17 protein-coding genes are annotated in these 18621 nt (G+C 63.7%); 5 read left to right on the forward strand and 12 right to left on the reverse strand.

Annotation, left to right across the window (positions count from 1 at the left end):
• Nucleotides 1–421: 421 nt before the first annotated feature.
• Nucleotides 422–2524, forward strand: a complete 2103-nt coding sequence (gene mcpU / locus QA637_RS02460; protein WP_487247767.1) for a methyl-accepting chemotaxis protein McpU — start codon at nucleotides 422–424, stop codon at nucleotides 2522–2524.
• 50 nt (nucleotides 2525–2574) lie between these two features.
• On the opposite strand, the gene QA637_RS02465 is transcribed toward mcpU, so the two are convergent.
• The 7 genes from QA637_RS02465 to QA637_RS02495 form a co-directional block, all read right to left on the reverse strand.
• Entirely contained in the window at nucleotides 2575–3831 is a 1257-nt protein-coding gene (locus QA637_RS02465) for a class I SAM-dependent RNA methyltransferase (RefSeq protein WP_283063204.1), read from the reverse strand.
• Nucleotides 3828–4583, reverse strand: a complete 756-nt coding sequence (locus QA637_RS02470; protein ID WP_283063206.1) for a TlyA family RNA methyltransferase — start codon at nucleotides 4581–4583, stop codon at nucleotides 3828–3830. Before QA637_RS02470 ends, QA637_RS02465 begins: the two co-directional genes overlap by 4 nt.
• Nucleotides 4584–4639: 56 nt before the next feature.
• Nucleotides 4640–6553: a 1-deoxy-D-xylulose-5-phosphate synthase gene (dxs, locus tag QA637_RS02475; RefSeq protein ID WP_283064847.1), complete on the reverse strand. Its 1914-nt coding sequence runs from the start codon at nucleotides 6551–6553 to the stop codon at nucleotides 4640–4642.
• A 158-nt stretch (nucleotides 6554–6711) separates the two neighbouring features.
• Nucleotides 6712–7635, reverse strand: a complete 924-nt coding sequence (locus tag QA637_RS02480; RefSeq protein ID WP_283063208.1) for a pirin family protein — start codon at nucleotides 7633–7635, stop codon at nucleotides 6712–6714.
• A gap of 282 nt (nucleotides 7636–7917) precedes the next feature.
• Entirely contained in the window at nucleotides 7918–8172 is a 255-nt protein-coding gene (locus tag QA637_RS02485; RefSeq protein WP_283063209.1) for an exodeoxyribonuclease VII small subunit, read from the reverse strand.
• 3 nt (nucleotides 8173–8175) lie between these two features.
• The gene (locus tag QA637_RS02490) at nucleotides 8176–9105 is read right to left on the reverse strand and encodes a histone deacetylase family protein (protein ID WP_283063211.1); all 930 of its coding nucleotides are present in this window, start codon (nucleotides 9103–9105) and stop codon (nucleotides 8176–8178) included.
• Nucleotides 9106–9167: 62 nt separating this feature from the next.
• Complete coding sequence (locus QA637_RS02495; RefSeq protein WP_283063213.1) at nucleotides 9168–10136, reverse strand: zinc-dependent alcohol dehydrogenase family protein; 969 nt, start codon at nucleotides 10134–10136, stop codon at nucleotides 9168–9170.
• Between the two features lie 14 nt (nucleotides 10137–10150).
• Here QA637_RS02495 and QA637_RS02500 point away from each other — a divergent pair, with 14 nt between their 5' ends.
• Entirely contained in the window at nucleotides 10151–10552 is a 402-nt protein-coding gene (locus tag QA637_RS02500; protein WP_153442240.1) for an acyl-CoA thioesterase, read from the forward strand.
• Here the strand turns inward: QA637_RS02500 and QA637_RS02505 are convergent.
• Genes QA637_RS02505 through QA637_RS02525 form a run of 5 tightly spaced genes read right to left on the reverse strand, consistent with a single transcriptional unit; the run spans nucleotide 10540 to nucleotide 15099 of the window.
• The gene (locus QA637_RS02505; protein ID WP_283063216.1) at nucleotides 10540–11733 is read right to left on the reverse strand and encodes a thiolase family protein; all 1194 of its coding nucleotides are present in this window, start codon (nucleotides 11731–11733) and stop codon (nucleotides 10540–10542) included. The genes QA637_RS02500 and QA637_RS02505 overlap by 13 nt on opposite strands.
• On the reverse strand, nucleotides 11717–13219 hold the full coding sequence (locus QA637_RS02510) for a class I adenylate-forming enzyme family protein (protein WP_283063218.1): 1503 nt from the start codon (nucleotides 13217–13219) through the stop codon (nucleotides 11717–11719). The genes QA637_RS02505 and QA637_RS02510 overlap by 17 nt, the downstream gene beginning before the upstream one ends.
• A gap of 4 nt (nucleotides 13220–13223) precedes the next feature.
• Entirely contained in the window at nucleotides 13224–13787 is a 564-nt protein-coding gene (locus QA637_RS02515; protein WP_283063220.1) for a biotin transporter BioY, read from the reverse strand.
• Nucleotides 13788–13819: 32 nt separating this feature from the next.
• Nucleotides 13820–14425, reverse strand: coding sequence for a CbiQ family ECF transporter T component (locus QA637_RS02520; RefSeq protein WP_283063222.1), 606 nt, complete (start codon nucleotides 14423–14425; stop codon nucleotides 13820–13822).
• Complete coding sequence (locus tag QA637_RS02525) at nucleotides 14419–15099, reverse strand: energy-coupling factor ABC transporter ATP-binding protein (RefSeq protein WP_283063223.1); 681 nt, start codon at nucleotides 15097–15099, stop codon at nucleotides 14419–14421. The genes QA637_RS02520 and QA637_RS02525 overlap by 7 nt, the downstream gene beginning before the upstream one ends.
• A gap of 120 nt (nucleotides 15100–15219) precedes the next feature.
• Here QA637_RS02525 and QA637_RS02530 point away from each other — a divergent pair, with 120 nt between their 5' ends.
• The 3 genes from QA637_RS02530 to QA637_RS02540 all read left to right on the forward strand — a co-directional run bounded on the left by QA637_RS02530 (nucleotide 15220) and on the right by QA637_RS02540 (nucleotide 18563).
• Nucleotides 15220–16419: a winged helix-turn-helix domain-containing protein gene (locus tag QA637_RS02530; protein WP_283063224.1), complete on the forward strand. Its 1200-nt coding sequence runs from the start codon at nucleotides 15220–15222 to the stop codon at nucleotides 16417–16419.
• Nucleotides 16420–16597: 178 nt separating this feature from the next.
• Entirely contained in the window at nucleotides 16598–18013 is a 1416-nt protein-coding gene (tldD, locus tag QA637_RS02535; RefSeq protein WP_283063226.1) for a metalloprotease TldD, read from the forward strand.
• A 34-nt stretch (nucleotides 18014–18047) separates the two neighbouring features.
• Nucleotides 18048–18563 (forward strand): GNAT family N-acetyltransferase, encoded by a 516-nt coding sequence (locus QA637_RS02540; protein WP_283063227.1) that lies wholly within the window; start codon nucleotides 18048–18050, stop codon nucleotides 18561–18563.
• Nucleotides 18564–18621: the final 58 nt, after the last annotated feature.

Genomic DNA, 18621 nt, shown 5'->3' on the forward strand with positions numbered 1-18621 from the left:
TTGTCCTTAAATCGATTCCGATTTGAGGAATCATGCAGTAGTTCCGCGGCGATTTAGAGCCGCCTCCGATTGCCGCGGACATCCTGAATTTGCATACGTCAATTTTAATTGGTTCTTAAATAGCAGCCGCTAGCGTGCAGCCACAGTAGGCCTTCCCCTGAACATCCCGCCCTCAAAGTGGAAACACGAAAAAGCGGAGAAGATGTTCTGAAGAAGAGCGCCGGGCGTCCCTTTGATAGGCGGGCGCCAGTGGTGCGGGCGGCCCCGGCCGCATGAAGCATGGCCGGTCTTGCCTTCGCGGCATGTCCATCATTTCCCGCAACTTCGTCCGTCGCCTGCAGCGATCGATCCGCTATGCGCGGGAAATCTCACGAGCTCATGTCCGGCGAAGAATGCCGGCCACTCCAGAGGGAGCCCTTCCTTGTCTAAACGATCGAATCTCATGACGCGCATTCTCGTTGCTGCGTCCTGCGTTGTCGTCGCCGCCTTTGCAGGCTTTTCCGTCTATATCGATACGCTGCAGAACAGCGCGACGACAAAAGCTGTCGAGGAAAATATCGCCTCGTCCGGCAACCAAGCGGCCCAGAGCGTCGCCAACTGGCTGAACGGCCGCGTGACGCTGACGGCCATGGCGGCGGATGCCGCCGGCCGCGTCGCCGACGAAGCCGCCATTCAGAGTGTCTTGAAGAACGATATTCTCACCTCCGAGTTCATCTCCACCTATGTCGGCAACGAAAGCGGCAAGTTCATCACCTGGCCCGAAACGCCGATGCCGGAAGGCTACGATCCGCGGCAGCGCCCGTGGTATCAGCAGGCCGTCAAGGCCGATGCGCGCGTCCTCACCGAACCCTATATCGACGCCTCCAGCGGCGATCTGATCATCAGCGCGGCCGTGCCGGTCAAGCACGATGGCAAGCTCTATGGCGTGGCCGGCAGCGACTTCTCGCTGAAGACCCTGGTCTCCATGGTCAAGGCGATCGACGTCGGCGGCGAAGGCTTTGCGTTCCTTGCCAGCAAGGACGGTCAGATTCTAGTCCACCCGGATGCCAAGCTGGTGACGAAGACGCTTGCCGACGCCTTTCCGGTCAGCACGCCGAAGATCGGCAGCGGCATCGTCAACACCGAACTCGACGGCAAGCCGATGCTGGTCAGCTTTGTTCCGGTGAAGGGGCTCCCCTCGGTCGAGTGGTATGTCGGCTTTGTCGTGGACGCGGACGTCGCCTATTCTACGATCGGTGAGTTTCGCGTCGCTGCTACCGTTGCGACGATCCTTGCCGTCGGTGTCATGATCGCTTTCCTCGCGACGCTGCTCAGCCGCCTGGTCGTCCGGCCGATCACCGAAATGACCGGCACGATGGAAAAGCTGGCAGCCGGTAATATCGAGGTCGAAATTCCCTGCGAGGGTCGTCGCGATCAGATCGGCTCGATGGCGGCAGCGGTTGCCGTGTTCCGCGCCAACGCCGTCGAGCGTGCACGGCTCGAGGACGAAGCGGATGCGAACCGGTCGCTCTCCGAGCGCGAGCGTCTGGACCGAGAGGCCCAGAAGGCGCGCGATGCGGCGGAAGTACAGCACGCCGTCGACGCGCTTGCGACCGGCCTTGGCCGGCTCGCCAACGGCGATCTCGCCTTCCGCATCGACAGCCCCTTTGCCGATCGCCTCGACCGTCTGAGGGCCGATTTCAACAACTCAGTCGCCAAGCTGCACGACACGCTCCGTGCGGTCGGCGTTAACGCCCGTGCGATCGACGCCGGCGCAAGCGAGATCCGTTCGGCCGCCGACGACCTTGCCCGTCGCACGGAGCAGCAGGCAGCCTCGGTCGAAGAGACCGCTGCAGCGCTCGAGGAGATCACCACGACGGTGAAGGACTCGGCTCATCGGGCGGAAGAGGTGGGAGCACTCGTCGCCCGTACCCGCGCCGGCGCCGAGAAGTCCGGTGAAGTCGTCCAGAACGCCGTGCAGGCGATGCACGCGATCGAGAAGTCCTCCGGCGAGATCTCCAACATCATCGGCGTCATCGACGACATCGCCTTCCAGACCAACCTTCTGGCGCTCAATGCCGGCGTCGAGGCGGCCCGCGCGGGCGAAGCCGGCAAGGGCTTTGCCGTCGTCGCCCAGGAGGTGCGCGAGCTTGCCCAGCGCTCGGCCAACGCAGCGAAGGAGATCAAGGCGCTGATCACGACCTCTGGCGACCAGGTGCGCTCCGGCGTGACGCTGGTCGGCGACACCGGCCGGGCGCTGGAAGCGATCGTCGCGGAGGTCCAGGAGATCAACAAGCATGTGAGCGCGATCGTTATTGCAACGCGCGAGCAGTCCACGGGCCTGCAGGAGATAAACACCGCCGTCAACACCATGGATCAGGGCACGCAGCAGAACGCAGCGATGGTCGAGGAGCAGACGGCGGCAAGCCACGGCCTTGCCCAGGAGGCGGCAGCGCTCAACGCCCTGCTCGCGCAGTTCAACCTCGGCGAGACGCAGGCGTCCGCCCACACAAGCGCCGCAAGCTACCGGCGCCGTGCGGCCTGATCAGAGGCGACTGGCAACATTTGGGGGTCCGGCATTTTGCCGGGCCTTCGTCATTTCTGGGGTTTTTCCAGCGTCGCCACTGCCTCGACATGCGCTGACCAGAGAAACTGGTCGATCGGCGTCACCGACGTGATCCGATATCCCGCGCCGGTCAGAATTGCGAGATCGCGGGCAAGCGTCACCGGATTGCACGAAACGGCCGCAATCTTCTTGACGCCCGAGCGGGCGAGCTCGTGGCATTGAGCCTCGGCACCGGCGCGCGGCGGATCGAATACGACGGCGTCGTAGGATTTCAACTCCTGCGCCATCAACGGCCGGCGGAAAAGATCACGCTTTTCGATCGTCACCGGCTTCAGGCCTTGCGTGTTGCGCGCGGTAAAGTCCAGCGCCTTCAATGCCTTGTCGTCGCCCTCGACGGCATGCACGCGCGCCCTTTGCGCGATCCTGAGAGCGAAGGTGCCGATGCCGGAGAAGAGGTCGGCGACGTGTTTGGCCTTGCCGACATGCTCAAGCACGAGCTTTGCCATCGCCTCTTCGGCAGGCCGCGTTGCCTGGGTGAAACTTCCGGGCGGCGGTGACACGGTCACGCCGCTAAAGTCGATCGCCGGTTTTACGGGTTCGACAATGATCTCGCCGTTGAGGCTGACGCGGGCAATGCCGCGTTCCCCGAGTACAGCCTCGACGGCGAGGCGCCGTTGCCGGTCGGCGAGCTTGATGCCTTCGAAGGCAAGATCGAGACCGGAGGTGGTTTCGAGCACCGTGATGCGGAACGGCTCGGCATTCGTCGCCATTGCGGCCGCGATCTTGCGTATGGTTGCGAGCCGGGAAACGATGCCCGGGCTCGTGATGGGACATTCGCTGATCGACACGATGTGATGGCTCTCTGCCTGGTTGTAGCCAAGCAGCATTTCCTTTTCGGTGCGCCGCGCGGTGAACACGGCACGCCGCCGCTCGCCCGCGTGTGCGATCACCAGCGGGGCCACGTCCGGCGTCAGCCCCTTCGACTTCAGGGCGTCGATGACGAGATTGCGCTTGAAGGTGTGATAGAGATCGTCCGAGGCATGCTGCAGCGTGCAGCCGCCGCAGGCGCCGTTGACGCCGTCCGGGCCGAAGTGCCGACATTTCGGCTCGACACGGTCGGGGGAAGCCTCTTTCAGCGAGATGAGCGTGCCGTGCGCCTTGTTGACGGCAAGGGCGACGGTTTCGCTGGGGAGCGTGAACGGCGCATAGACCGGGCCTGCTTCGGTCTGCGCGATGCCGTCGCCCTGTGCCCCAAGGCGGGTGATCGTGACGGTTTGCGTGCTCATGGCTTCACACCGGCAAGGAGGAATTCTGTGTTGCCATCGCCACCGGCAATGGGGGAGGGGATGAGACCGAGGCTTCGCCAGCCCATGTCCGCCACCAGCCAGCGCTCGAGTTCGGCGGCAACGGCAGGGGCGCTCTCCGGGTCCTTGAGCAGCCCGGCCTTGCTGATCGCCTCGCGCCCTGCCTCGAATTGCGGCTTGACGAGCAGCACGCAATGCGCGCCGGTCTCGGCCATGCCGAGCGCGGGTGGTAGCGCGAGTTTCAACGAGATGAAGGAGACGTCGGAGACGACGAAGGTGATCGCGTGGTTGCCGACGTCCTCCATTGTCATCGCCCGGGCGTTCAGCCCTTCGATATTGGTGACGCGAGGATCTTCCGCGATCCTGGGATGCATCTGCCCGTGGCCGACGTCGACAGCTACGACATGGCGGGCACCGCGCGTGAGCAGAACCTCGGTGAAGCCGCCGGTCGAGGCGCCGATATCGATGCAGGTCTGCCCGGATGGGTCCAAGCCGAAATGGTCGAGGGCGGCGACGAGCTTCAGCGCGGCACGGGAAACATAGGCCTGCGCCGGATCGTCGATCGTGATGGCGACACCTTCGACGAAGCTGGCGGCGGGCTTGGTCACCGTGCGGCCATCGACCTTGACGGTTCCGCGCTGGATGGCGTCGCGCGCACGGGCGCGGCTGGCAACGAGCCCGCTGTTCAGCAGCAACTGATCAAGACGGATGGATATCTTTGCTTCTTCGGACATGCAGTCTCATCGCGCCTTGGCGTTGTCTCTTCGTTGAAGCGTATAATCGAAAGGGCTCAGCCAGCCGCGCCGAGGCCGACCGCGTGCTTCTGGCCAAGCGCCTTGAAGACGGTCGAGACAATTCCGGCCCGATCGAGTCCGGCCGCCGCATACATGGCTTCAGGTCTCGCCTGTTCCATCCAGGTGTCCGGCATCACCATCGGCCGCACCTTGAGCCCGCCATCGAGCAGGCCGTCCATCGCAAGGAACTGCAGCACGTGGCTTCCAAAGCCGCCGACAGCGCCTTCTTCGATGGTGATCAGCACTTCATGGTGACGGGTAAGCTGGCGGATGAGATCGTGGTCGAGAGGCTTTGCAAAGCGCGCGTCAGCAACCGTCGTCGAGAGACCGGCGGCGTCCAGATCCTCGGCCGCCATCAGACAGTCGGCGAGCCGCGTGCCGAACGAAAGCAGTGCGATCTTCGAGCCTTCCTTGACGATGCGCCCCTTGCCGATCTGCAGGATCTGCCCGCGTTCCGGCAGGTCGACGCCGACGCCCTCGCCGCGGGGGTAGCGGAAGGAAATCGGGCCTTCGTCATAGGCGGCTGCGGTGCGCACCATGTGTTTCAGTTCCGCCTCGTCGGCGGCGGCCATCACCACGAAGCCGGGTAGTGTCGCGAGATAGGTCGTGTCGAAGGAACCGGCATGCGTCGGCCCGTCGGCGCCGACGAAGCCGGCGCGGTCGATCGGGAAGCGGACCGGCAGCCCCTGGATCGCCACGTCATGAACGACCTGGTCGTAGGCGCGCTGCAGGAAAGTGGAATAGAGCGCCGCGAATGGCTTGTAGCCCTCGGCCGCGAGCCCTGCCGCGAAAGTCACTGCGTGCTGCTCCGCGATGCCGACATCGAAGCACCGCGATGGATGGACCGACGCAAACCTATCGAGACCAGTGCCCGAGGGCATCGCAGCCGTGATGGCGACGATCTTGTCGTCAAGGCTCGCCTCCTGGACGAGCGTTTCCGCGAACACCGACGTGTAGGCCGGCGCATTCGGCTTCGCCTTCGCCTGGGCACCCGTGATCACGTCGAACTTGTTGACGCCGTGGTACTTGTCAGCAGCCGCTTCCGCCGGCGGATAGCCCTTGCCCTTCTGCGTCACGACGTGGATCAGGACTGGTCCTTTGGCGTTGTCCCGGACATTGCGCAGCACGGGCAGCAGGTGATCGAACGAGTGACCATCGATCGGACCGATGTGATAAAAGCCCATCTCCTCGAAGAGCGTGCCGCCGGTGACGTAGCCGCGGGCATGCTCCACGGCACGCGTGATCGCCCGATCGACGCTCTTGCCGAGATAGGCCGTCAGCTTCTTGCCGACCTCGCGGATGCCCATATAGGTGCGGCCCGAAGCAAGGCGCGCGAGATACGCGCTCATCGCGCCGGTAGGCGGCGCGATCGACATGTCGTTGTCGTTGAGGATGACGATGAGGCGTGCGTCGAGCGCACCGGCGTTGTTCAACGCTTCGTAGGCCATGCCGGCCGAGAGCGCGCCGTCACCGATCACGGCAATCACGTTGCGGGACTTGCCGTCGAGATCGGCGGCGACCGCCATGCCGAGACCGGCGGAGATCGAAGTCGAGGAATGCGCCGCGCCGAAGGGGTCGTATTCGCTTTCGGCGCGCCGCGTGAAGCCGGAAAGGCCGCCTTCCTGGCGCAGGGTGCGGATGCGGTCACGCCGCCCAGTCAGGATCTTGTGTGGATAGCACTGATGGCCGACGTCGAAGATTAGTCGGTCATGCGGCGTGTCGAAAATCTTGTGAATCGCGATCGTCAGTTCGACGACGCCAAGGCCGGCGCCGAGATGGCCACCTGTGCGCGACACTGCATCGATCATTTCCGCGCGCAATTCACTTGCCAGCTGCGGCAGATCCTTGTCCTCGATCTTCTTGAGATCGTCGGGGAACTTAACCTGATCAAGCAAGGGCGTCGCCGGCATAGGATTGGTTGGCAGTTGTGTCACGCTGCATGCCTCATGCGCGCCGAGGACGGCGCGCGAACTGTTGATGGTGTTCGTCGAAGTGGCTCTTTAGACGCAATCGCGGTTGAATGCAAAATTAGGCTTTCCTGCGACTTCAACCAAGAGCTTAACGAAAATTAGCTTTCGGGCAAAGGTATGAACTCTTCCTCGTCCCCCGGCACGATGTCGAAGCGACCGCTGCGCCACTCTTCCTTTGCCTTGTCGATCCGTTCCTTGGACGAGGAAACGAAGTTCCACCAGATGTGACGCGGCGAGCCGAGAGCGGCGCCACCGAACAGCATGACGTGACAGCCAGCGGGTCCGGCGGTCACCGTAATTTGATCGCCGGGGCGGAAGACGAGCAGCTGGTTGTCGGCGAAGTGATCGCCGGCGATGATCGCTTCCCCGGAAAGGATGTAGAGCGCCCGTTCTTCCCAATTGGCGGCAAAGGGGGCGCTCTTGCCCGGTTCGACCATCAGGTCGACATAGATCGTATCGGTAAAGGTGGAGACCGGCGAGGTTGCACCCTCGAAGCCGCCGATGACGACGCGTGCCTGAACGCCGCCATCGGAAAGAACCGGCAGCATATGCTTTTCCGTGTGATCGAAGAGCGGGTCGATTTCTTCCTTGTGGTCAGGGAGCGCCAGCCAGGTTTGCAGGCCGGACACCGAACGTTCGTGGTCACGCTGATTTTCCGGAGAGCGTTCGGAATGCACGATGCCGCGGCCGGCGGTCATCAGGTTCACGTCTCCGGGACGGATCACCATTTCGGTGCCGAGGCTGTCGCGATGCTTAATCTCGCCGTCGAAGAGGTAGGTGACGGTCGAAAGGCCGATATGCGGATGCGGGCGAACATCGATCGCCTGGCCGGCCCGAAGCAGCGCCGGCCCCATCCGATCGAAGAAAATGAAGGGTCCGACCAGGCGGCGCTTGGCGGTCGGCAGTGCCCGGCGAACCTCGAGGCCGCCGATGTCGCTGGTGCGCGGAATGATGAGATGTTCGATGGCATCGCAGGCCGGCTTGTCACCGGCGAGCGGATCGGGACCAGGAAAAAACGACATGGCAATCACTCCGTTGGTGCGCGTCCTCGCGGGAGAGTAGCGCCAATCCCGCCGGGGCGGTAGCGGGCGTCGGAAGACACTGTGTTTATCGTTCCGCGTCAACGATCGCGGTCATTCGCAAAGGCAGAAAACATGAAGGCGCGCTTCGCCCCTTACCCCGCGGGCTGGGAAGGAGACCTCGGGGCAGAGAGCCGCCGCGAGTTCCCTTCTCCCCGCTAGCGGGGAGAAGGTGGCCGGCAGGCCGGATGAGGGGCGAAGATCGGCTCAACCCCTCCCGCCAACTCACTGATCCGCGTCGAGCGGTTCCACGCCCTGCGGCTTGCCGGCGCGGTCGAGCCGGATCTTCTCGATGCGGTCCTCGGCGGCCTTCAAAAGCATCTCGCAATGCTTCTTCAGCGCCTCACCGCGCTCGTAGATCTCGATCGACTTGTCAAGTGCGACGTCGCCGCGTTCGAGCGCCGAGACGATGCGCTCCAATTCTTCGACGGCCTGCTCGAAGGAGAGGGCGGAAACGTCCTGTTGCGTGGTGGTGTTCATCAATTACCCTCTCATCAATCTCAGAATATGCATGCCCGCCGACTCGGCGAGTCCCTGCAGGTCATAGCCGCCCTCGAGCAGGCTGACGATACGGTCGCCGGCAGTCCTGTCGGCAACTTCCATGAGGCGGCCCGTTGCCCAGTCGAAATCCTCGGCCACGAGGTTGATCTGCGCCAGCGGATCGCGGTGGTGGGCATCGAAACCGGCGGAGATCAGCACGAAGTCGGGACGGAAATCATCAAGCGCCGTGAGCACCCGCGTGCGGAAAGCGTCGCGGAAATGCTCGCTGCCGCTGTTCGGCGAAAGCGGAGCATTGACGATATTGCCATCGGCACCCGTCTCGTCCTTGGCGCCTGTGCCGGGATAGAGCGGCATCTGGTGGGTCGAGCAGAAGAGCACCGACGGGTCGTCCCAGAAAATGTCCTGCGTGCCGTTGCCGTGATGGACGTCCCAGTCGACGATCGCGACGCGCTCGGCTCCGTGCGCCTTTTGCGCATGGCGCGCGGCAATCGCGATCGTATTGAAGAAGCAGAAACCCATCGCCCTCTTTTTTTCAGCATGGTGTCCCGGCGGACGTGCTGCGACGAAGGCGTTGTGTGCCTCTCCGGCGAAGACGGCGTCCACCGCCGCGACGGCGCCGCCGATACCCGTCAGCGCCGCGACAAGGCTCTGCGGACTGGCACAGGTATCCGCCTCGAACTGGTTTATATCTTCTTCGGGAATCTCCCGGACGATCGACCTCAGATGTTCTTCCGGATGGGCGAGCAGAACAAGATCCTCGCTGCCCCTTGGCGCCCTGATCCGTTTGAGTTCGGCGAAATTCGGGTGCTCAAGCGCCAGGTTCAGCGCCCTCAGCCGGTCCGGCCGCTCGGGATGCCCCTCGGGAACCTGGTGCTCCAGGAAGACTGGATTTTCGTAGAGGAACGTAGCCATGGCGGAAAACTAGTGCGCAGACTGCCAGAGGTCCATGGTACACGCGGTGAAAGTGCCGATTTTCAACAGCGCGGATCGAGCAGAATCTTGCCATCGCGGCGCGGGTCCTCCTGATGCGCCAGGGCTTCGGCGAGACGGCTCAACGGATAAATGGCTGCGATCGGACTCGCAAACAGCCCATCACGCAGACCCGCAAAGCTCCGCTCGAAGGCGACTTCGAGCGGATTGCGGCCGGCCGAATGCACCCAGGTCCTAAGCCAAAAGAAGGTGAAACGCACATCGGGCCGGCCGCTGATTGCCGCCTGCGGCACCGGCACACCGCTCAAGGCACCGTACTGGATGAAGATCCCACCAGGTTGAACGCAGCGTGCGATCAACTCGCCGGCCAAATTCCCGCCGACGGCATCGAGCGCGGCGTCGAAAGTGAGCCGCGGCGGAAGGTTGACGCCATCCGCGACAATGACCCGGTCCGCATCGCCGAGGTGGCGCACGCTCTTTTCGCTTCGAACGATGGCGGTGGTCGTCACGTCCTCCATTGCGAGCAGGCGCAGCAACATGCCGCCAATTGCAGAGCCGGCCGCAGTCACGCCGACCCTGCGGCCCTTCAGCGACCCGAAATGCTCCCGCAGTTGCTCGACGAGCCTCAAAGCCGTCAGCGGGTTGACGTAGCTGGTGGCAGCCTGCTGGTCGTCGATGTCGTCAGGAACGGCAAAACACCATTCGGCCGGGCGGACGAGAAACTGCTGCCACAGGCCGCTCGCGCCGATCGGAACGACCCGATCTCCGGGCTTCAGATCCCTTACGCCCGCCCCGATCCGGGTGACGACCCCGACGCCCTCGAAACCGGGAACGAAGGGCAGCACGGTACGTGCGCTGTAGGCTCCCGTGACGGGGATCAGGTCCGATGGATTGATGGCCGAAAGCGAGATGGCGATCTCGACTTCCCCGGCCCCCGGCGCGGCGCGATCGATATCGACGAGCTCGATCACTTGTCCGGGATCGCCAAACTGTCTAACCAGAGAAGAACGCATCGTGAGGGCCTCGCATGGACGGCACGCAACGGGAAAATGTCACGGAAATCCGCATTCCGTTTCGCGATATAGACATGCACGGCCATATGCACAATGCGGCCTACTACGCCCATGCCGAGGCCGCCTTGTCCGGCCTGTGGCGCCACCGGCCGACCGTCAGGAACGAGCCTAGCTATCTCGTGCGCCGATCGGCCTGCGTCTTCCATCGCGGTCTGCGTTACGACGAGCCGGCCCGTTTCATCGTCAATGTCTCGAAGATCGGCGGCAGTTCGGTGAGCTTTGCGGTGCGCGTGGAGGCTGCCGGCCAGCTTGTCGCCGAGGTCGAGATTGTCTGGGTGGCGGTCGATCCCGCCCGTCATGCCCCGGTACCGCTGCCTGTCGCCACACGCGAATGGCTGACCACCTATCTTGCGTGACCGGGCCGAAGGCTGCGGAAGTGAGCGACCGCGCCCATGCCGCCGCCGATCCCGATCATCGCCAGGCCCTCTGTGTCGGATGGAGCCGCAAGCATCTGTGAAAACAGCCTGACGACGAGTATTGTCCCCGACGCGCCGTAGGGGTGACCAAGCGCAATCGCCCCGCCGTCGAGATTGACGCGCGCCGGCGCAATATCGAGTTGATCGAGGCTGCCGAGAACCTGCGAGGCGAATGCCTCGTTGAACTCGATGAACTCGACTGCGGCGATATCGAGCGCCGGATTGCGTGCGCGAAGCCTCGCCATCGCCGGAACCGGACCGAGCCCGAGGAGGTTCGGGTCAACACCCGCCGTCGCCGCGTCGACGAACTCCAGGGCAAAGGGAACGCCGAGCCGGCGCGCCTCGGCGAGGCTCGTCACCAACACCATGGCGGCCCCGTCATTGATCGGACAGGCATTGCCGGCTGTCACGGTGCCATCCTTGACGAAAACCGGCTTCAGCCGCGCAAGCGTCTCCGGCGCCGCGTTTGCCCGAGGGCATTCATCGCTGGAGACGAGACCAGTTGGCGTCGAAACCGGCACGATCTCGCGCTGGAACCTGCCGGCCGCCGCGGCCGCAACAGCGCGTCGGTGGCTTTCCAGCGCGAACCGGTCTTGCCGTTCGCGGGAAATGCCGCAGGCAGCAGCGACGTTCTCGGCGGCAACGCCCATGTCCGGATCGCCGATCGAATCGGGCGCCATCCGTGCCCGCCGGACCGGCTGAAGTTCCTCGTCGCGCTGAAGCGGCGGGCGAAGCCGGATATGGGCGCGGCTGGCGCTTTCGCTGCCGCCGGCGAGATAGAACCGGCCCGCTCCTGCCTGGATCTGCCGCGCCGCGAGTATGACGGCCTCGAGGCCAGAGCCGCATTGCCGGTCGACGGTGACGCCGGGGATCGCGACAGGCAGGCCGGCTTCAAGTGCGGCAAGCCGTGCGAGGTTGCCGGCACTGTTAGCGGCGTTGCCGAGCAGCACGTCGTCGATTTCATCGCGGTCGATGCCGATGTCGGCGATGATCCGGTCAATCAGCGGGGCGGCAAGCGTCGCCGGTTCAACCTTGGCCAGGCTGCTATTCACACGGCCGATCGGCGTGCGCAATGCGGCGATGATGACGGGTGTGCCGGCCGGGTCAGATGAGGCGTTCAAGGGCACCGTTTCCCTCCGCGATCCATTGCCGGAGCTCCTTGGTGGCGATCTTGCCGGAGGCCGTCATCGGCATTTCACGGCAGAGCCAGATCTTGCGCGGATGCTTGTAGCGCGGCAGGGCGGCGGCAAGATGACGTTCGAATGCAAGATGGTCGAAAGCCTCGCCGTGCGGCTGGATGATGGCAACGAGCTCGCTGCCGAGGTCGGGGTGGTCGAAGCCGAGGACCTGGACGGCGGTCACATCGTCGGCGGCCATGATGACGGCCTCGATCTCGGATGGATAAATGTTGTTGCCGCCCGAGAGCACCATCCCTCCGGCACGGCCGATCAGATGCAGTGTGCCGTCGGGGTCGAGGAAGCCGAGATCGCCGACCGTCGCGAGATCGCCGTGCCGACGAAACCCTGCGCCATCGCCGGCCGCAACATAGCCATCGGAAATGAGCGCGCTTTCGACGAAGATTGTGCCGGTCTCGCCCGCCGGGAGGCTGTTTCCCGCCTCGTCGAGAATCTGGAGTCGGACGCCGGGGAAGGCCTTGCCGACGGCTGTGGGCGCGTGTTTGTCCGCTGCACCGGCGACGGTAATGAAGCCGAGTTCGGACGCACCGTAATACTCGAGGACACACGCCTCCGGAAAAGGAAGGCGCGCGGCCTTCCGGTCCGCGGGCGTGAGCTTCGCGCCGGCGACGGTGATTGCTTCGACCGAGGGCAGGATGCTGGAGCCCCGCACCTGTTCGCACAGCCGCCGCAGCATCGTCGGCACCAGGACGAGCCGCTTGGCCTTCCTGGCCGTGATCGTCGCCACGGCTTGTCGGGGGTCGAAATGCCGGGCGCCGATAAATTCGGCGCCTGCCTTCAGGCTTTCGGCGAGCGCGTAGAGCGTCAGGCCGTGGGCAAGCGGCCCCGGAGCACAGGTTGTCGTTTCGACCCCGATGCCGAAAAAACGCTGGCCGGTTTCGAGGCTGAGACGCCAGGACCGGCGATCGCGGATGATCGCTTTCGGTTCTCCCGTCGTGCCGGACGTGAATACGATAAGGAAAGGTTCACGGCCCTCGCCGACAGGGATGGTACCAACGCGATCGGGGGCGGTGTCGATGAGAGAGTTTTCACCCGTCGCCGGCTGTTCGAGCCGCAGCCCATCGCCCTCCGGATGGACGACGATGTCGGGCCGCAGCTGCTCGATCATCCGCCGGCGCGTCGGCTCAGGCAGATGCGGATCGATGAGCGCGGCGCAATTGCCGCCGGCGGTCGCGGCGATGAAGGCAGCAGCGAAGAGCGGGTGATTTCCGGTCTGGAGCGCGATCAGCCGGGCGCGGCCGGACAGAATGCTGCTATCCGTCTCGGCTGATGAGCGGTGCTCGATCTCGCGGAGGATGCGGCCCGCGTCGGCGGCAAGGTCTCCGAAAGAGAAGACCCGGTCTTCGAAGCGGAAAGCCGGGTCATGCGGGCGCTCACCCGCATGACGCATGATTGCTTCGGCGAGCGGCATTGGTTCAGGCGCGGACCGGCAGCAGCGGATAGCCGGCGTAGACGGCGCGGGCGGCAAGGGTCGCGATCGCCGCCTTCAAAAGGTCGCCGGGGATGAAGGCGAGCGAACCTGTCGCGGCCGCGAGCAGCGGCGTGCCGGTGACGGCGGACAGCCATGGCACGCCGATCCCGTAGAGCACGACGATGCCGCCGACGACCGAGGCCAGGAAGAACCCGCCGAACTGACGGCTCTCCGGCTGGCCCTCATGAATGAAGCGCTCGGCGATAAGGCCCGTGACGTAGGCTGCGACCGCCCAGCCGAGGATGAAGCCGCCCGAAGGGCCAGCCAGAACAGCGAGACCGCCGCGTCCGCCGGAAAGCACGGGCAGGCCGATGGCGACCAGGAGGACGAACAGCAGGAAGGCGAGCGCCCCGCGTTTAGCGCCGATGATGCAGCCGGCGAGCATCACGCCCATCGACTGCGCCGTGATCGGAACAGGGATGAAACCGAGCGTGATCGGCGGGATGAGGCCAAGTACGACGACGATCGCGGCAAAAAGCGCGACGAGGACGAGATCTCTGGTGTTCATGTGGTCCTACCCTTTTATTAGAAAGCGCGAATTTATTGCCGCCGAAATCCGCGAGCGTCAATGGCCGCGGCAATCGTATCCGCATCTTTGAGCGTCAGGACGATAAGCGGCCCGATGATCGTCAGCGGCCGTATCGGCAGGCCCCGCGCGCGATGCGCCTCGCGGATAGCCTCATAGCGGGCGAAGATGTCCGGAACGAAGCGTAGCACGAGGCCGAGCGCCAGGCTGACATCGGCGGCATTGAGCAAGCCGATGCGCTCGAGCGGCTTCAGAAGGATCGTGATCTCGTCCATGAAGGCGCTGATTGTCGTCGTCGCTGTCACCGCGGCGGCGAAGAACACCAGCGCCATCAGCCGCAGCACCAGCGCGGCGACTTCGGGGAGGGGCAGAAGGAAAAAGTTGACGGCAGCAAGGACGAGGATGGTGAAAAAAACGAGACCGATCCGCGCGAGTGCCTGGCGCAACGTCATGCCAAGCGAAAAGTAGAGCCATCCGCAGAGCAGGAATGCGGGCACGAGCAGGTAGAGCGATTGCGTCGCGAAGAGCGAGAGGCTGAGGAGCAGGAGGGCAATGAGTTTCACGCGCACCGGCAGACGGTGAAACCAGCTATTGCCCTCCACGTAGAGGCTCGTCAGCATCCGGCCACCTCGTGATACCGCCGGATCGTTTCGGCGGGTTTGCCATCGGCGAGCAGCCGACCCTCGTGGAAGAGCAACAGCCTTTCGACGCCTTCGACAAGCGCAAGGTCGTGGGTGATGACGATGGTATCTTCGTCGAGCGTGTCGATCGTATCCGCGACCATGCGGCGGTTGCGGAGGTCGAGCTGGTTGGTCGGCTCATCGAGAATCAGGATCTTCGGCCCGGTAACGACGACGCTCGCCATGGCGACGAGTTGCGTTTCGCCACCCGAAAGCTCATGCACACGGCGCCGGGCAAGATGCGTGACGCCGAAGCGCGTCAGCGCCGCCTCGGTGCGTGCGGCGACTTCGTGCTGAGGCAAGCCGCGATTTTTCAGTCCGAATGCGATATCGTCGCAGACGATCGGCATGATCAACTGGTGCTGCGGGTTCTGAAAAATGAAGCCTGCCTCGGCGAGCACGGCCTTCTCGTCCTTGACCGTATCGAGGCCATTGACCATCACCCGGCCCCTGGTCGGCTTGACGAGCCCGTTGATCAGCCGCGCGAAGGTCGTCTTGCCGGAGCCGTTGAGGCCGATGATGCCGATGCGGCGTTCGTCAAGGGCGAGTGTCAGGGGATGGAGCGCGACTCGTTCGCCGAAGCTGACCGAGCAATCGGTAAAGCGAATATCCAAGCCTTGTTCCTCGCGGTTTGCGTGGTGGCTCTATAGGCAAGTCGCTCAGGAAGGGCAATGCAGCCAAGCCTTTGCATCACGCATTTCAAAATTGGGAATAAAAGCCTACTCTTTCAAACCATGACGATTCGCCTCTCCAATCGCGATGCCCGGCGCATCTTCCTTGCAAAACAGGGCCTTTCCGCCGCGCCGCAACGCGCGCTCGGCAAGGACGGGCTGTTGAAGCTCATCCGCGAGCTCGGTTTCATCCAGGTCGACAGCATCCAGACGGTCGAGCGGGCCCATCACCAGATCCTCTTTTCCCGCAACCAGACCTATCGTCCCGAACACCTCACCGAATTGTTGGAGAAGGACGGCGAGCTTTTCGAACACTGGACCCATGACGCCTCGATCATTCCGAGCGCCTTTTTCATCTATTGGAAACATCGCTTCAAATGGGAAAGCGAGACGCTGCGCGAGCGCTGGATCAAATGGCGGGGCGAGGGGTTCGACGACGGTTGCGAGGAAACCTACGAACGCATCGTCAGCAATGGTGCGGTGATGGCGCGTGATCTCAAGGTGGACGGCCACGCATCCGGCGGCTGGTGGAACTGGCATCCGTCGAAGACTGCGCTTGAAGTGTTGTGGCGCCAGGGCAGGCTGGCGATCGCACGGCGGGAGAACTTCCAGAAGGTCTACGATCTTACGGAGCGCGTCATACCTGCGCACCACTACGAGGGCGAGGTGAGCCACACGGAGTTCATCGACTGGGCCTGCCGCAGCGCTCTCGATCGACTGGGCTTCGCCACCCATGGAGAGATCGCCGCCTTCTGGGATCTGGTGTCGCCGGATGAGGCGAAAGCCTGGGTTGCCGCGCATCGGGACGAGCTTTCAGACGTCCTGATCGAATCCGCCAACGGCGGCAAGCCACGCCCGTCCTATGCGTTTTCCGGATTCCCCGACAATCTTGGCGACATTGCCGAGCCGCCGGCGCGCATCCGCGTGCTCAGCCCGTTCGATCCGTTGCTGCGCGATCGCAATCGAACGGAGCGTCTTTTCGGCTTCTTCTATCGTATCGAGGTTTTTGTGCCGGAGCCGAAGCGGGAATACGGCTATTACGTCTTCCCGTTAATCGAAGGCGACCGCTTGATCGGCCGCATCGACATGAAAGCAGACCGAAAGCTCGGGCGCCTCGATGTTCGCCGCCTCTGGCTGGAGCCGGGCGTCAGGGCTTCGTCCGGCCGCATGGAAAAGCTGGCTGCAGAACTCGACCGCATCGCCCGGTTCACCGGCGTCGAAGAGGTCAACCTTCTCGACGGCTGGAATGCGTCCTTTTCCTGAGAATTTCCTTGGCTTGCGGTCCCTTGCTTCCTAAATGGAGGGCATACAGCGCCGCGCGTCTCATCAGACGTGCAAAGGTCGCTGTAGCACTTTGATTTGCTGCATGTTTCTTTCCTTAAATCGACTACGGTTTAAGGAAACATGCAGTGAGACCTCGAACCAGCGGGAGCGGACGACCATGAACACCGATCTGATAAGCCTCTTCGATGCGGACGAGGCTACGGTCCGCAAGGTTCTGTCCGACACGCTTTCCGGCGCAGATGATGGCGAGCTCTTTCTGGAACACGCGCAGGCCGAGGTCCTCTCCTTCGACAACGGACGCCTCAAGGGTGGCAGCTTCAACACCGACCAGGGTTTCGGCTTGCGCGCCGTCGCCGGTGAATCGGTCGGCTACGCGCATGCCGGCGAATTGTCGCTGGCCGCCTTGCGCAGGGCAGCAGACGCCGTTGGCCAGGTGACGCGCGGCTATGCCGGCTCCTATGCCGCAGCCCCTCAGCGCACCAACAAGAAACTCTATGGCGACGAAAACCCGATCGGTGAGCCGAGCTTCGAGTCCAAGGTCGCGTTGCTCCAGGAGGTTGACGCCTATCTGCGTGCCAAGGATCCGAAAGTCAGGCAGGTGACCGCTTCGATCTCCGCAAGTTGGCAGGTGGTCGACATTCTGCGGGCTGACGGTCATCGCGTCCACGATGTGAGGCCGATGACCCGTATCAACTTCTCGGTCGTCGTTGGCGACGGCGATCGGCAGGAAACGGGGTCGTTCGGGACTGGCGGGCGCCGTGGGTTCGGTGACTTCGTCACGGAGGAGAACTGGAAGCGCGGTGCCGACGAAGCGTTGCGGCAGGCGCTCGTCAACCTCGAAGCCATCGATGCCCCCGCGGGCACGATGGACGTGGTGCTCGCCTCCGGCTGGCCCGGCGTCATGTTGCATGAAGCGGTCGGCCACGGGCTCGAGGGCGATTTCAATCGCAAGAAAACGTCGGCCTTCGCCGGCCTCCTGGGTGAGCAGGTGGCGGCCAAGGGGGTCACCGTCGTCGACGACGGCACGATCGAGGCGCGGCGCGGCTCGATCTCGGTCGATGATGAGGGCACCCCGTCAGGCTACAACGTCCTGATCGAGGACGGCAAATTGGTCGGCTATATGCAGGACCGGCAGAATGCACGGCTGATGGGCATGAAGGCTACCGGCAATGGCCGCCGACAGGGCTATGCGCACGTGCCGATGCCCCGCATGACCAACACCTACATGCTTTCCGGCGATCGCACGCCCGAGGAAATCATCGCTTCGGTCAAGAAGGGCATCTACGCCGTCTCCTTTGGCGGCGGTCAGGTGGACATCACCTCCGGCAAGTTCGTGTTCGGCTGCACCGAGGCCTATTTGATCGAGAACGGCAAGGTCGGCGCGCCCGTCAAGGGGGCGATGCTGATCGGCAATGGGCCGGATGCGATGAAGCGGGTGACGATGGTCGGCAACGACACGAAACTCGATACCGGCGTCGGCAATTGCGGCAAGGCCGGCCAATGGGTGCCGGTCGGCGTCGGCCAGCCGCATCTCAGGATGGATCAGATCACCGTCGGCGGCACGCAGGCGTGAGCGAAGCGCCGGTTGAGGGATGAGGGATGACGCCATGACCGATGAGGCACCTGGAGCGGTGGAGATCCGCCGCTTTGCAGCTGCGGACGAACAGGGCGTCATCGACGTCATTCTGCCGATCCAGCGCGAAGAATTCGGCATCGAGATTACCATCGACGACCAACCGGATCTGCGCTCGATCGCCGATTTCTATCAGAGCGGGACCGGAGATTTCTGGGTTGCCACCATGGACGACCGGATCGTCGGCACCCTTGGACTCAAGGATATCGGCGGTTCTCAAGCGGCAATCCGCAAGATGTTCGTCGCTCCCGATTTTCGTGGCCGCAGCCATGGCGTGGCGGCGCGCCTGCTCGAAAGCCTGCTGGCTCACGCAGAGCACCGCAAGATCGCAGCCCTCTTTCTCGGCACCACGGACAAGTTCCTCGCCGCGCATCGTTTCTATGAGAAGAACGGCTTTGCCGAGATCGCGAAGGATGATCTGCCGGCTGGCTTTCCCGTCATGAGCGTCGACACGAAATTCTACGTTCGCCGGCTCTCGCCCGCCGCATAGTTTGCGGCGCGCAAGATCCTCTTTCGGCAGCTAACCGCCGCAAGATCCTCTTTCGGCA

The sequence above is a fragment of the Sinorhizobium terangae genome (genome assembly GCF_029714365.1).
Taxonomy (GTDB): Bacteria; Pseudomonadota; Alphaproteobacteria; order Rhizobiales; family Rhizobiaceae; genus Sinorhizobium; species Sinorhizobium terangae.

Bases quoted from the DNA above. Each gene is read 5' to 3' on its own strand.
- QA637_RS02490 (WP_283063211.1), bottom strand. From the start codon at position 9,105: ATGGCTACGTTCCTCTACGAAAATCCAGTCTTCCTGGAGCACCAGGTT.
- QA637_RS02530 (WP_283063224.1), top strand. From the start codon at position 15,220: ATGACGATTCGCCTCTCCAATCGCGATGCCCGGCGCATCTTCCTTGCA.
- QA637_RS02515 (WP_283063220.1), bottom strand. From the start codon at position 13,787: ATGAACACCAGAGATCTCGTCCTCGTCGCGCTTTTTGCCGCGATCGTC.
- QA637_RS02520 (WP_283063222.1), bottom strand. From the start codon at position 14,425: ATGCTGACGAGCCTCTACGTGGAGGGCAATAGCTGGTTTCACCGTCTG.
- QA637_RS02470 (WP_283063206.1), bottom strand. From the start codon at position 4,583: ATGTCCGAAGAAGCAAAGATATCCATCCGTCTTGATCAGTTGCTGCTG.
- tldD (WP_283063226.1), top strand. From the start codon at position 16,598: ATGAACACCGATCTGATAAGCCTCTTCGATGCGGACGAGGCTACGGTC.
- dxs (WP_283064847.1), bottom strand. From the start codon at position 6,553: ATGCCGGCGACGCCCTTGCTTGATCAGGTTAAGTTCCCCGACGATCTC.
- QA637_RS02480 (WP_283063208.1), bottom strand. From the start codon at position 7,635: ATGTCGTTTTTTCCTGGTCCCGATCCGCTCGCCGGTGACAAGCCGGCC.
- QA637_RS02465 (WP_283063204.1), bottom strand. From the start codon at position 3,831: ATGAGCACGCAAACCGTCACGATCACCCGCCTTGGGGCACAGGGCGAC.
- QA637_RS02500 (WP_153442240.1), top strand. From the start codon at position 10,151: ATGGACGGCACGCAACGGGAAAATGTCACGGAAATCCGCATTCCGTTT.
- QA637_RS02495 (WP_283063213.1), bottom strand. From the start codon at position 10,136: ATGCGTTCTTCTCTGGTTAGACAGTTTGGCGATCCCGGACAAGTGATC.
- QA637_RS02510 (WP_283063218.1), bottom strand. From the start codon at position 13,219: ATGCCGCTCGCCGAAGCAATCATGCGTCATGCGGGTGAGCGCCCGCAT.
- QA637_RS02540 (WP_283063227.1), top strand. From the start codon at position 18,048: ATGACCGATGAGGCACCTGGAGCGGTGGAGATCCGCCGCTTTGCAGCT.
- QA637_RS02485 (WP_283063209.1), bottom strand. From the start codon at position 8,172: ATGAACACCACCACGCAACAGGACGTTTCCGCCCTCTCCTTCGAGCAG.